This window comes from Streptococcus mitis, from assembly GCF_965111735.1.
Classification (GTDB): domain Bacteria; phylum Bacillota; class Bacilli; order Lactobacillales; family Streptococcaceae; genus Streptococcus; species Streptococcus mitis_DR.
Window position 1 is genome coordinate 1,868,450 of sequence record NZ_OZ217346.1, and the last position, 14,755, is coordinate 1,883,204.

Annotated in this window: 9 protein-coding genes; 6 read left to right on the forward strand and 3 right to left on the reverse strand. The window is 41.2% G+C overall.

The window, feature by feature from the left end:
* Window positions 1-67: 67 nt before the first annotated feature.
* From ACLV7W_RS09080 to ACLV7W_RS09090, 3 genes are all read right to left on the reverse strand, one after another.
* Window positions 68-946 (reverse strand): glycosyltransferase family 2 protein, encoded by an 879-nt coding sequence (locus ACLV7W_RS09080; protein WP_153209870.1) that lies wholly within the window; start codon window positions 944-946, stop codon window positions 68-70.
* 416 nt (window positions 947-1,362) lie between these two features.
* Window positions 1,363-7,545, reverse strand: coding sequence for an accessory Sec-dependent serine-rich glycoprotein adhesin (locus tag ACLV7W_RS09085; RefSeq protein WP_411865836.1), 6,183 nt, complete (start codon window positions 7,543-7,545; stop codon window positions 1,363-1,365).
* 700 nt (window positions 7,546-8,245) lie between these two features.
* The gene (locus ACLV7W_RS09090) at window positions 8,246-9,790 is read right to left on the reverse strand and encodes a peptide chain release factor 3 (RefSeq protein WP_001025437.1); all 1,545 of its coding nucleotides are present in this window, start codon (window positions 9,788-9,790) and stop codon (window positions 8,246-8,248) included.
* 212 nt (window positions 9,791-10,002) lie between these two features.
* On the opposite strand from ACLV7W_RS09090, the gene gatC reads away from it, so the two are divergent.
* From gatC to nusB, 6 genes are all read left to right on the forward strand, one after another.
* Entirely contained in the window at window positions 10,003-10,305 is a 303-nt protein-coding gene (gene gatC / locus ACLV7W_RS09095; RefSeq protein ID WP_000705411.1) for an Asp-tRNA(Asn)/Glu-tRNA(Gln) amidotransferase subunit GatC, read from the forward strand.
* A complete protein-coding gene (gene gatA, locus ACLV7W_RS09100; RefSeq protein ID WP_084925554.1) occupies window positions 10,305-11,771 on the forward strand; it encodes an Asp-tRNA(Asn)/Glu-tRNA(Gln) amidotransferase subunit GatA in 1,467 nt (488 codons plus the stop codon). Before gatC ends, gatA begins: the two co-directional genes overlap by 1 nt.
* The gene (gatB, locus tag ACLV7W_RS09105; protein ID WP_261077967.1) at window positions 11,771-13,213 is read left to right on the forward strand and encodes an Asp-tRNA(Asn)/Glu-tRNA(Gln) amidotransferase subunit GatB; all 1,443 of its coding nucleotides are present in this window, start codon (window positions 11,771-11,773) and stop codon (window positions 13,211-13,213) included. The genes gatA and gatB overlap by 1 nt, the downstream gene beginning before the upstream one ends.
* A 130-nt stretch (window positions 13,214-13,343) precedes the next feature.
* Entirely contained in the window at window positions 13,344-13,904 is a 561-nt protein-coding gene (gene efp / locus ACLV7W_RS09110) for an elongation factor P (RefSeq protein ID WP_000568643.1), read from the forward strand.
* 21 nt (window positions 13,905-13,925) lie between these two features.
* Complete coding sequence (locus tag ACLV7W_RS09115) at window positions 13,926-14,315, forward strand: Asp23/Gls24 family envelope stress response protein (RefSeq protein WP_000510575.1); 390 nt, start codon at window positions 13,926-13,928, stop codon at window positions 14,313-14,315.
* On the forward strand, window positions 14,308-14,727 hold the full coding sequence (nusB, locus tag ACLV7W_RS09120) for a transcription antitermination factor NusB (protein WP_004258448.1): 420 nt from the start codon (window positions 14,308-14,310) through the stop codon (window positions 14,725-14,727). The genes ACLV7W_RS09115 and nusB overlap by 8 nt, the downstream gene beginning before the upstream one ends.
* The last annotated feature ends 28 nt before the right edge of the window (window positions 14,728-14,755 follow it).

Consider the following 14,755-nt stretch of genomic DNA (forward strand, 5'->3'; position numbering starts at 1 on the left):
TCACAAATGGTACAATATAGCTTCAATTTTTCTACGACAATCCTAGGTAACTTCAATAGCTACTTCCTTATCCCTTATACAAATCTAATCTAAACAAAATTTCTCTATACTCATCAGTATCTGTAAGATTATAAGTTTCACATAAGTATTTATATTCATTTAGAATATTCACAAAACGAGTCCTCATAACACTAGTATCAATACCAGCAAGAATAAGATCCGCAAGTTTTAAACTAAATACTTGCAAAATATCCTGTACCCAAGATATATCAAATTGCGAAGTCATAATACTGCCTTGTCTAACACGATAGATATAAAGATTATCATTTACAAAAATTGTTTTCTGACTTTTTATAAACAATCTATGAATCGTTGCTTCATCATCAAAACGCCGACCATTAGTGAATGGAACTTGCAATAGCAAGTCTTTTTTGAACAGTTTAAACATGGGCATAATAAAAGCTGAAGCATTTAAATGCCAATATCCTGCTTGGCGATTAATTAATTCTTGAGCTGATAATTCCTCAATGCAAAAATCTCTTTCAAGAACATAGAATTTACACTGGCAATCATTCTCATCATAAATAAAATAATTGCCAATTACAATATCCGCTCCAGTCTCTTCCACTTGTTTGTGCAAAGTTTCGACCATTCTATTTTCAGCAATATCATCTGAATCTACAAAAAGGACATACTCCCCGAGTGCTTGAGCGACACCGAAGTTTTTAGCTAAGGCTGCACCTTTATTTTCAGTATGAAACACACGAATCCGGCTATCCAATTCAGAAAATCGATCACATATTTCCCCCGAAGTATCTGTAGAACCATCATTTACCAGAACTACATCTAGATTCTTATAAGTCTGATTCAAAACACTTCGAATGCATTCTTCCAGATAATTTTCTACATTATACACAGGTATAACTACACTAATTAAATCTTCCAATTATACTCCCTTATCCTGAGTCCCTAACTTATTTATGATTAACTACTCTAAAAATGAGACTTTTTAGAAATTTCCTTTATACATTATACCATTTTTACACTATTTCATAAAGAATTACATAGATAACCACTAACTTTTAAAACGAATAAAAATTTCCAAATACTGATTCTATTATGACTTTTTCTTAACTTTTTAAGATAAGTAAGGATACTATTTCTTTAGGGGCATTGTAATAACTTTGTAACTATAACTTTCAACATTTCTAATATAAAAGAATAACTATCTTACTCCTCTCCATGTTGTAACTTTCCCATCAGCCCAATACAGTTGGCAGATAGAAAAACTCCAAAAGTTTTTTCAACTCTTGGAGTTTTTCCTGACTGATTAGCCAATTCTCAACTATCTACCAATACGCTTTATTCTTCATTATCATTTTTACGGCGTTTCGCTACTAAACCTAACCCTGTTAGACCAGCCACTGCTCCGAGGAGAGCAGATGAGATTGATGAAGTTTCACCAGTATTTGGTAATTGCTTACGTGTCTTAGTGGTTTCAGTTTGAGGAGCTTGACTAGCTGAAGTCGAATGAATCGTTGATGTTGAAGCACTTGCGCTTGTTGATGCCGAATGAGGCATTGATGTTGAGCCGCTTGCACTTGTTGAAGTAGAATGAGGCATTGATTGACTAATGCTTGTTGACAATGATAGTGATTGTGATACCGATGTACTAATTGAATCCGATGTAATAATACTATCAATATCTAAGCTATCAAGTGACAAGCTTTCTGGCATTCCCTTACTTGTTACAACAGATGTACTTGCAGATGTACTTGCGCTTGTTGAGGCCGATGTGCTTGCTGATGTACTTGCGCTCGTTGAGGCCGATGTACTTGCTGATGTACTTGCGCTGGTTGAAGCTGATGTGCTTGCTGATGTACTTGCACTTGTCGAAGCTGAAGTGCTTGCACTTGTTGAGGCTGACGTACTTGCTGAAGTACTTGCGCTTGTTGAAGCCGATGTACTTGCTGATGTACTTGCGCTTGTTGAAGCCGATGTACTTGCTGATGTACTTGCGCTTGTTGAAGCCGATGTACTTGCTGACGTACTTGCACTTGTTGAAGCCGATGTACTTGCACTTGTCGAAGCCGACGTACTTGCTGATGTGCTTGCACTTGTTGAAGCTGACGTACTTGCTGATGTGCTTGCGCTGGTTGAAGCTGATGTACTTGCTGAGGTACTTGCACTTGTTGAGGCTGATGTACTTGCACTTGTTGAAGCTGAAGTGCTAGCTGAAGTACTTGCACTTGTTGAAGCCGATGTACTTGCTGATGTACTTGCACTTGTTGAGGCTGACGTGCTTGCTGAGGTACTTGCGCTTGTTGAAGCCGATGTACTTGCTGACGTACTTGCGCTTGTTGAAGCCGATGTACTTGCTGACGTACTTGCACTTGTTGAGGCTGACGTACTGGCGCTTGTTGAAACCGATGTACTTGCTGAGGTACTTGCGCTGGTTGAGGCCGACGTACTTGCGCTTATTGAAGCGGACGTACTTGCTGAGGTGCTTGCCGAAGCTGACTCAGAACGATATTTCTTGTCTGAAACAGTTTCATCTTGACCATAGACCGTTGGTGCATACGGTTGACTACCAGATGTTACTTTAGCATTATCTTTATAATAAACTGTTGCAACACCATTCTCACTTACGTCAATGCTAGAAATACGATCCCGACCGTTTGGAGTCACTTTATCATGAGCTTTTCTTATTTCTTCACGAACGTTTTCCTTATCAGTTTCTGTTAAGTGATTTTTATCCTTAACTTCTGTCAGATTAATAGCAGGCTTCTTAAACAAGTTTTGCAACTGATCTTGCTGAATTCGAATTTCTCCTACATCAACAGTGTTGTCATTAGGATCTGTAGCAGTGAGCCAACGTCCCCAGGTATTCCCTGATTTCCATGCAAGATCTTTATTAGCAACCGCATTAATAGTAAATGTGGTCTGGTCATCATTGGTTAAAGTATTGATAATATTTGTGATAGGACCAGTTCCCCACTCAGGTCTGTTTTCGAAGAAATCTGTCAAATCTTTTCTATTACCAGAAACCTTTAAGGTAACTAATTTACCACTGTTATCTTTACCTGTATAAGTAATCTGGATTTTATCTCCAGCATAGAACAAATAGCGACCATTGCCATCTCTCTTAGGCTCTTGACCATTTACCGTTACAGTATAAGTAATTGTTGGTTTCACACGTTCACGAGTAATCGAACTTGTCGTTACTTCTGAATCAAGACCAGCAACTGTAGATTTAGCTGTTACATCACCTATCGGAAGAAGACCGTTATTGCCGTCGTAAGCTTTTTTCAGGTCAGTAGGTTCAAATGTCACACTTGTTTCATTGTCTTTAGCAGTCTTAGTAAATGTATGGCCTGCCAATGTCAACGTAACGAGTGCTCCAGGCGTTACATTCGTAACAACGATCGAACGGTTTGGCAAACCACCCGTTTCATTAGTAGAACCTACTGAGATAACTGGCGCTTGTGGATTTACTCTCACAGTAACAGGGACATTTTGTTTAACTCTGACACCTGTTGAGTCTGCAGGTAACTCTACCTCCACTTGTTTGGTAAAAGTTCCAACTTCCGTAAGTGACGGCGCACCACCAACCCACTTGTAATTAGTGTTTGTTGCGTTAAAGTCTGGATTTCCTGCTAATCTCGTAACCGCTTCTTTAGGATTTGCTACAGCTTGTTTATAACCAGCTTCATCCGTCTTGTTTTGTGTGAAAACGTAAGAACGATCTGATCCAAATTTATAAACATCATGAACAACATCAACAGTTTTACTTAGTTTAGTAGTATCACCTGCACCAGTACGACCAACAGGATAAGTAAAGGTGACTTGGTAATTGTGTCGACCTGTTTCTGCTGTACTAATCGGTGAATTTGCTACAGCCTGGCCATTTTTTCTCCAAGTTTGACTAGCTCCACTTGGGTAATCACCGTCTCCTTGCTTGTTGACATAATCATGCCATAAGTTACCATTATGAGGAGCTGTACCTTGAATATCATTCACAGGTCCTTTAGGGGCAATCGTAGCCAAGACCTTATAGTTGACCGTCACATCATCGGTTGAACCATCCGAATAAGTAACACGCGCAACAGCACTCTTTGTCCCAGTAGTCGAATTGTCAATCGTATTTGTCCATTTAACCGTCGCTCCTGCAGGCAGAGATTTCCCACCTTCAAGTTGAACAAAGTTAGCTGCATTTCCCAAGTCTGCTGCTGTTTCACCCGCATAGGTATAAATAGTGTCTACTTTAGAAACCGCATTATACTTATCCGTTTGATCCTTAACAACAAACTTGATGTAACCTTCGTTATTATCAGTACTATTTGATGTATTCTGGTTATCCGTAGTTACGAGTTTACGTTCAGTAAATGCCCCTTTTTGCAAACTTTTATTTAGAGTACCTGTCAAGGTAATCGTAGCATTATCTTGGTTTGTCGTAGAAGTGATGGTATTAGAACGTGTTACCCCAGTGAAACCACCGTAATCATTAGCAGTTCCACTACCAGTTCCATCACTGGTCCCATCAGGTCTAGTAAACTTCAATGAATTGAGTTTTCCAGAGTCATCCGTCGCTTTTAGAGTAATATTGACTGGTTCATTACGATAAAGATAGATTTCTTTCGTTGCCGGATTGTCGTAAGGAATGACTAACTTAGGACGTTCGTTGACTGTTACTGACTGTGGAATGTCATCACTCTTCGTTCCGTCCTTATAGACTATTTTTGCTGTACCATTGTCTTGAACTTCAATATCCTTGATTCTGAAGGTCTCTTGATTGTTTTTAGCATAAATAGCAGCCTTAACCGCTTTCTTCTCAAGCTCCGTCAGGCTATTCTTATTTACTACAGGCGTAAACTCAGGGTTTTTAATTGTAAATTCTGGTTCATGCTTGTAACGCTCATTCAAAGGACGTTGCTTGATAAAGAAGTTCCCTGTACTGTTGTCTCCCGGAATCGTAACATTCCCTGCTTTATCTGTTGCTACTGCATTACGACGCCATTCATTTTTAGGAGCATAAGTCAAATCATCTTTCATATGCCCAGTTGCAGTTATGACTGCCGGATTAGACTCAGTCGCAACGAGATTCCCATTTGGATCTGATAGAGAAGTAGCTGTCCCAGTCCCGTAACTATTATCTCCAAAGATGTTTTGAGCCATTTCTGACGCTGGTCTATAACCATCAGCCTGTGCTACAAGTTTAAACTCCCTCAGTTTTCCCTTATTATCTACGGCTTTCATTTCAAAACCGATATCATCACCTGCATAGTAATAGTAATATTTATCTCCTGCTATACCTCCTGTTTCTGCAGCTAGAGGTTTACCATTACGGGTCGCAGTAACGGTTATTACTGGAGGTATTTTTTCCTTCTCTAAAGAAGCATTGATGACACTTGTAGAACCGTCACGATAAGTAACCGTGATGGTACCATCTGTTGCAACGTCAATTTTAGATTTGGTGCCAGGGTAAGACAGCGTAAAACTACCATCTGGATTAGTCGTTTGACTTGCCTCAGCAATATTTGGAGCAAGATCTCCATTTTTGGATAAATCAGTTAAATTCGATTGTTTTCTAACAAAATTATTATAAACTTCCTTAACTTCGTCTGGTGTCAAATGGTCCAAATCAGAAACCTGAACAGTATCGCCACTTTGGATATCATGACGTTCGTTGAAACCTTTGATATAGTAGCCTACATTAGCAGCAGCTTGGGCACCAGAATAATTAGTTCCTACAAAACGATAAACATATGTTTTTCCAACTTCAGCTGAAGCATTGTTTCCACCAACCGTTCCCTCCAATCGAGCAGTTACAGCTGGTCTGTCTAATCGTTCATTATTGTTAGGACCTAGATATCTCACCCCAGGAATTACATCACGATTCTCGATGTTCATATACTTAACGCGGCCTGAATTAGTATTTACTCCTTCTAAACCTACGTTATCTCCAACAACATCACCATTAAAAACTTCTTTATAGGCAGTAACATTAAAACGGAATGTTGTGTTAGTATTCGTATTGGTCGTCTGCTGTCTATAGCCCGTTGGAACACTTGCCGATTGAACTGCCGAACCATTCCCTGGAGTATTTTCATAAATAGGAGCAGAACTTACTTGAACCTGCATATTGGCAGTTGCAGTCGGAACATTATTATCGTATTTAACTCTTACTACAACTTGTCCCTCTAAATTCCGGTTTTGGTCATGACGATAACTAAAACCTGCCTCTGAACCATGTGCATATGTTTTTTCCATTGAACTACCGTTAAAGGTCGCACTTTGGACATGTCCACCTTTACCGACTTCGATTTTTACACCGACATGACTCAAAGCACTATCAGCATGGACATTCATAGTGTAAGTAGCGATACCAGTAGCCTTATCAAAAGTAGCAGTTGGACTACTTACATTCATACGGCCATCGCCCTGCTGAGGAGCCCAACTTGCTCGAAGAGAAGCATCGCGCAACATCGGTTTCCCATTTCGTGCATCACGCGCACCTGAATGGGCTCTCAAAACAGCATTGGCAATGGAATTACGAGCTACGGTTGCTTTTTGCACCACTGCTGTTAAATCACTAGTCGGGTCAGCCAAGGCTTTTTCAATTTCAGTTACCGCAGAGTTGACCTTAGTGATAGCTGAGTCAGTATTTGGTAAGCCAACAGCTTTAGCTAGGTACTCACCCATCTCAGCTGAAAGTTTTGTCAACTTCTTACGATTTTCGTCCTGTTGCTTAGCTGAAACTTCCGCTGTTGCGATAGCGCCAGCAGTAACTCCTACAATACTAGTCGTGGTAGAAGTTGATTGAGCAGCACTCGCACTAACCTTCCCATCAATTTCAGTTGCCTTTAGTAGAGCAGAATCAATTTTAAGGCCAGTTGATTCTTTTGATACAGAAGCATCTCGGTCAGTTGCTGTCGCAGAAGTGTTCTGTTCACCCGATAGACTAGCCACCAACGAGAAACTACCCGGCTCACCTGTTGATTGACTAATACTAGTAGAGTTGCTGACAGATGCACTTGTAGAAGCACTATTAGAAGTACTTGCTGAGACACTTGCAGAAGTACTCATCGAAGCACTGGCTGACGAACTCTTAGATACAGATTCTGACATCGAAGTGCTTTCGCTCAAAGAAGTAGACAAGCTAGCAGAATTCTCTGAATTACTTACTGATGTCGTACCCAAAACTACTGTATCATTTGTGACCAAAAGATCGGGGTTTTCTAGTGTTTTTTCCACAGCTACTGTTTCATTTGCAAACACTTTTGTTTGAGTAGCCACAGCACCACCTAAAACAGCCCCAGTAGCCGCAAGACCTTTTATGATATCCAAACCTGTAATAGAAGGATTCACTTTATCTTCTACTACTTCTGTCATGACTTGAGTCGTATCTACACCGCCACGCAAGACCTTGAACAAACCAAAAAGAGAGGTTGAAGCTCGCAACCAATGTTTTCCTGATTTGATTAACTTATACCGCGTCACTCGATCGGTTTCTCTATACTCACCTTTCTGACGTCTAAAAAACATATTCTACCCTTTCGTTACATAATCAAGTGGACAATCCACCCAATTCTAATCATACTTTAATAGTATACTCCAAGCGCAAACGATAGTCAAGATATTATATTGTTTTTTTCAAAAAAAAATACGAGGCTTCAAATCTATTTACATATGGAAAGACCTTCTCTATGATAGGAACCCCTCCAAAAATTCAAACCTGTTTTAACATTCCCTTCTTTTAAATTCATACTATAAAAATAAAACTATAATAGAGGAAATTAAGACAATCATTCCCCTCTTTTATTGATATTATTAATTGAGTTTGGAACAAAAAGATTTTGATTTTAGGAATTCTTTATTATAAATTTTTAAAATCGATAGATTAGACAAAAAAGCGAACAAAATAGAATTCTAAGTGTCAGATAACTTATTTTGTTCGCTTTTTATATTTAAGGTTAGACTTTTGTCCCAGACTCAAAAGCTGTGAATCATGACATCCACAGCAGTTAGAGATTTTAACGATACAACACGGAGTTTGGCAAATCGATTCTATTTGCAAAACGTAGTTAGTAAGGCAGTTAGCTAGACCGCTCACTACCAGTTACGACGTAAAGTTTTACGAATAAATACCATTCGTGGATTTTTCCTAGTGAAGCGTTTAGGTAAGCCGCCATAGCGGTTACCGTCAAATGACAGCAACTTTATGTTGCTAGTCATTTGTAACGATTTACATCTTCTCCTCTAACTCTACATCTGGATACTTGTCCGCAAACCAGCGGAGGGCAAAGTCATTTTCAAAGAGGAAGACTGGCTGATCGAAACGGTCTTTGGCCAAGATATTTCGGCTTGATGACATCCGTTCATCCAAGTCCTCGGGCTTGATCCAACGAACGGTCTTTTTACCCATTGGGCTCATGACTACTTCCGCATTGTACTCGCCTTCCATGCGGTGTTTAAAGACTTCAAACTGGAGTTGACCTACAGCGCCTAGCATATACTCGCCTGTTTGGTAATTCTTATAAAGCTGAATGGCACCTTCTTGCACCAATTGCTCAATCCCCTTGTGGAAGGATTTCTGCTTCATGACATTCTTAGCAGAAACTTTCATGAAAATCTCAGGTGTAAAGGTTGGCAGTGGTTCAAATTCAAACTTGTTTTTCCCAACTGTCAAGGTATCCCCAACTTGATATGTACCTGTATCGTAAACCCCGATAATATCACCTGCCACGGCATTGGTCACATTCTCACGACTTTCCGCCATAAACTGAGTAACATTCGAAAGTTTAGCACCCTTACCAGTACGAGGCAGGTTGACACTCATACCACGTTCAAATTCACCCGATACGATACGTACAAAGGCAATACGGTCACGGTGACGAGGGTCCATATTGGCTTGGATTTTAAAGACAAATCCTGAGAAATCTTTATCATAAGGATCCACAATTTCACCATCTGTTTTCTTATGACCATGAGGTTCCGGAGCAAACTTAAGGAAGGTTTCAAGGAAGGTCTGCACACCAAAGTTTGTCAAAGCTGAACCGAAGAAGACAGGTGTCAATTCTCCAGCCAGAATAGCTTCCTCTGAAAACTCATTCCCAGCTTCATTTAAAAGTTCAATATCATCCTTGACTTGCTCGTAGAAAGGATTGCTACCAAAGAGTTTGTCCCCGTCTTCTAGACTGGCAAAACGCTCATCCCCTTTGTAGAGCTCCAAGCGTTGGTTATAGAGGTCATAGAGCCCTTCGAAGGCTTTCCCCATCCCAATAGGCCAGTTCATCGGATAGCTAGCAATGCCCAAGACTTCTTCCAATTCTTGCAAGAGGTCCAGTGGCTCACGACCGTCACGGTCCAGCTTATTCATAAAGGTAAAGACCGGAATTCCACGGTGTTTGACAACTTCAAACAATTTCTTGGTTTGGGCCTCGATACCCTTGGCAGAATCCACAACCATAACTGCAGCATCCACCGCCATCAAGGTACGATAGGTATCTTCTGAAAAGTCCTCATGCCCTGGCGTGTCGAGGATATTCACACGCTTGCCATCATAGTCAAACTGCATCACAGATGAAGTCACCGAAATCCCACGTTGCTTCTCGATATCCATCCAGTCAGACTTGGCAAAAGTCCCTGTTTTCTTTCCTTTTACGGTACCAGCCTCACGAATCTCGCCCCCAAAGTAGAGCAACTGCTCAGTGATGGTTGTTTTCCCCGCGTCCGGATGGGAGATGATGGCAAAGGTACGACGTTTCTTAATTTCTTCTTGAATATTCATAAGTTCTCTTTCTTTGATTCTCTATTTTTCTTGTTCCAATAGCTAAGAATGATTTCTACATTGGATTTTACCATTCCTTTCAACACTCCATTATATCGGATTTTGCCATTTTTTTCAATTTCTATTTCTTTTCACTTCCCCCTCCCTTATTTATAGGAAAATATGGTAAAATAGAACAGACTAAAAATCATCATTTCACGAAAGGATGCAAGATGAAAATTACGCAAGAAGAGGTAACACACGTTGCCAATCTTTCAAAATTAAAATTCTCTGAAGAAGAAACTGCTGCCTTTGCGACTACCTTGTCTAAGATTGTTGACATGGTTGAATTGCTGGGCGAAGTTGATACAACCGGTGTCGCACCTACTACGACTATGGCTGACCGTAAGACCGTACTCCGCCCTGATGTGGCCGAAGAAGGAACAGATCGCGATCGCTTGTTTAAAAACGTACCTGAAAAAGACAACTACTATATCAAGGTACCAGCTATCCTAGACGATGGAGGAGATGCCTAATGACTTTTAACAATAAAACCATTGAAGACTTGCACAATCTCCTTGTTTCTAAGGAAATTTCAGCAACAGAATTAACCCAAGCTACGCTTGAAGATATCAAGTCTCGCGAGACAGCTATTAACGCTTTTGTTACCATCGCTGAAGAGCAAGCCCTTGCGCAAGCTAAAGCTATTGATGAAGCAGGAATCGATGCTGATAATGTCCTCTCAGGAATTCCACTTGCAGTTAAGGATAACATCTCTACTGATGGTATTCTCACAACTGCTGCTTCAAAAATGCTCTACAACTATGAGCCTATTTTTGATGCGACAGCCATTTCCAATGCTAAAGCTAAGGGTATGATTGTCGTCGGGAAAACTAACATGGACGAATTTGCCATGGGTGGTTCAGGTGAGACTTCCCACTACGGAGCAACTAAAAACGCTTGGGACCACAGCAAGGTTCCTGGTGGTTCATCAAGTGGTTCTGCCGCAGCTGTAGCCTCAGGACAAGTCCGCTTGTCACTTGGTTCTGATACTGGTGGGTCTATCCGCCAACCTGCTGCCTTTAACGGGATTGTTGGTCTCAAACCAACCTACGGAACAGTTTCACGTTTCGGTCTCATTGCCTTTGGTAGCTCATTAGACCAAATCGGACCTTTTGCTCCTACTGTTAAGGAAAATGCTCTCTTGCTCAACGCTATTGCCAGCGAAGATGCCAAAGACTCTACTTCTGCTCCTGTCCGAATTGCCGACTTTACTTCAAAAATCGACCAAGACATCAAGGGTATGAAAATCGCTTTGCCTAAGGAATACCTTGGTGAAGGGATTGACCCAGAGGTTAAGGAAACCATTCTTAATGCTGCTAAGCACTTTGAGAAACTTGGTGCTATCGTTGAAGAAGTCAGCCTTCCTCACTCTAAATACGGTGTTGCCGTTTACTACATCATCGCTTCATCAGAAGCTTCCTCAAACCTGCAACGTTTTGACGGTATCCGTTACGGCTATCGTGCAGAAGATGCAACCAACCTTGATGAAATCTATGTAAACAGCCGTAGCCAAGGTTTTGGTGAAGAGGTTAAACGCCGTATCATGCTTGGTACATTCAGTCTTTCATCAGGTTACTACGATGCCTACTACAAGAAAGCTGGGCAAGTTCGTACCCTCATCATCCAAGATTTTGAAAAAGTATTTGCAGATTATGATCTAATCCTTGGTCCAACTGCACCAAGTGTTGCCTATGACTTGGACTCACTCAACCATGACCCAGTTGCTATGTACTTGGCTGACCTCTTGACTATACCTGTAAACTTGGCAGGACTGCCTGGAATTTCGATTCCTGCTGGATTCTCTCAAGGTCTACCTGTCGGTCTGCAATTGATTGGTCCTAAGTACTCTGAGGAAACCATTTATCAAGTTGCTGCTGCTTTTGAAGCAACAACAGACTACCACAAACAACAACCCGTGATTTTTGGAGGTGATAACTAATGAACTTTGAAACAGTCATCGGACTTGAAGTCCACGTAGAGCTCAACACCAATTCAAAAATCTTCTCACCTACTTCTGCCCACTTCGGAAATGACCAAAATGCCAATACCAACGTGATTGACTGGTCTTTCCCAGGAGTTCTGCCAGTTCTCAATAAAGGTGTTGTCGATGCTGGTATCAAGGCTGCTCTTGCCCTCAACATGGACATCCACAAAAAGATGCACTTTGACCGCAAGAACTACTTCTATCCTGATAACCCAAAAGCCTACCAAATTTCTCAGTTTGATGAACCAATCGGCTACAACGGTTGGATTGAAGTTGAGCTTGAAGACGGTACGACCAAGAAAATCGGTATCGAACGTGCTCACCTAGAAGAAGACGCTGGTAAAAACACCCACGGTACAGATGGCTACTCTTATGTTGACCTCAACCGCCAAGGGGTGCCATTGATTGAGATTGTATCTGAAGCTGACATGCGTTCTCCTGAAGAAGCCTATGCTTATCTGACTGCCCTCAAGGAAGTTATCCAGTACGCTGGTATTTCTGACGTTAAGATGGAAGAAGGTTCGATGCGTGTGGATGCCAACATTTCCCTTCGTCCTTATGGCCAAGAGAAATTCGGTACCAAGACTGAGTTGAAGAACCTCAACTCCTTCTCAAACGTTCGCAAGGGTCTTGAATACGAAGTTCAACGCCAGGCTGAAATTCTTCGCTCAGGTGGTCAAATTCGCCAAGAAACACGTCGTTACGACGAAGCTAACAAAGCCACCATCCTCATGCGTGTCAAAGAAGGTGCTGCAGACTACCGCTACTTCCCAGAACCTGACCTACCTCTCTTTGAAATCTCAGACGAGTGGATTGAGGAAATGCGTACTGAATTGCCAGAGTTTCCAAAAGAACGCCGTGCGCGTTATGTATCTGACCTTGGCTTGTCAGACTACGATGCTAGCCAGTTGACTGCTAATAAAGTCACTTCTGACTTCTTTGAGAAAGCTGTTGCCCTCGGTGGCGATGCCAAACAAGTTTCTAACTGGCTCCAAGGTGAGGTTGCTCAGTTCTTGAATGCTGAAGGCAAGACACTTGAACAAATCGAATTGACACCAGAAAACTTGGTTGAAATGATTGCCATCATCGAAGACGGCACTATTTCTTCTAAGATTGCCAAGAAAGTCTTTGTCCACCTGGCTAAAAATGGCGGTGGCGCGCGTGAATATGTGGAAAAAGCAGGCATGGTGCAAATCTCAGACCCAGCTGTCCTGATTCCAATCATCCACCAAGTCTTTGCGGATAACAAAGCCGCAGTTGCCGACTTCAAGTCAGGCAAACGTAACGCAGACAAGGCCTTCACAGGCTTCCTCATGAAAGCAACCAAAGGCCAAGCCAACCCACAAGTCGCCCTTAAGCTGCTTGCCCAGGAATTGGCAAAGTTGAAAGAAGATTAATATATAAAAGAAACCAGCCTTGAGGTTGGTTTTTTCTCCTCTACCATCTCCCAATAACTATTTTGGCTTTATTTCCAGAAAATTTTATGGTAAAATGAAGAGTAATAATATTTATTAAAGAGGTAAAAACATGATTGAAGCAAGCAAATTGAAAGCTGGTATGACATTTGAAACTGCAGACGGAAAATTGATCCGCGTTTTAGAAGCTAGCCACCACAAACCAGGTAAAGGAAACACAATCATGCGTATGAAATTGCGTGATGTCCGTACTGGTTCTACATTTGACACAAGCTACCGCCCAGAAGAAAAATTCGAACAAGCTATTATCGAAACTGTGCCAGCTCAATACTTGTACAAAATGGATGAAACTGCCTACTTCATGAACACTGAAACTTACGACCAATACGAAATTCCAGTCGTAAACGTTGAAAATGAATTGCTTTACATCCTTGAAAACTCTGATGTGAAAATCCAATTCTACGGAACTGAAGTAATCGGTGTAACTGTACCAACTACTGTTGAATTGACAGTTGCTGAAACACAACCATCTATCAAAGGTGCTACTGTTACAGGTTCTGGTAAACCAGCGACTATGGAAACTGGACTTGTTGTCAACGTTCCTGACTTCATCGAAGCTGGACAAAAATTGATCATCAACACTGCAGAAGGAACTTACGTTTCTCGTGCCTAATCTCTAGAAAGAGGTCATTCTATGGGAATTGAAGAACAATTTGGCGAAATCGTTATCGCTCCACGTGTACTTGAAAAAATCATTGCCATCGCAACTGCTAAAGTTGATGGTGTCCACTCATTTTCAAATAAATCCGTATCTGATACCCTATCAAAACTTTCTCTTGGTCGTGGTGTCTACTTAAAAGAAAGCAACGAAGAGCTAACTGCTGACATTTATCTCTATCTTGAGTACGGTGTGAAAGTACCAAAAGTTGCTCTTGCTATTCAAAAAGCAGTCAAAGATGCTGTCCGTGATATGGCTGATGTGGAACTTGCTGCTGTCAACATCCATGTTGCAGGAATCGTTCCAGATAAAACACCAAAACCTGAGTTGAAAGATCTATTTAACGAGGACTTCCTCAATGACTAGTCCATTATTAGAATCTAGACGTGAACTTCGTAAATGCGCTTTTCAAGCTCTCATGAGCCTTGAATTTGACACAGATATGGAAACAGCTTGTCGCTTTGCCTACACACATGACCGTGAAGATGAAGATGTGCAAATCCCTGCCTTTCTTTTGAACTTGGTTTCTGGTGTTCAAGCTCAAAAAGACGAGTTGGATAAACAAATCAACCAGCACCTCAAGTCAGGCTGGACAGTTGAACGCTTGACCTTGGTCGAAAAAAACTTACTACGCTTAGGAATCTTTGAAATCACATCATTTGATACACCTCAGCTGGTAGCAGTCAATGAAGCTATTGAACTCGCTAAGAATTTTTCAGATCAAAAATCAGCCCGCTTTATCAACGGACTGCTTAGTCAATTTGTAACTGAAGAATAGTAGATAGAAAACAGTGTTTGACAGATAT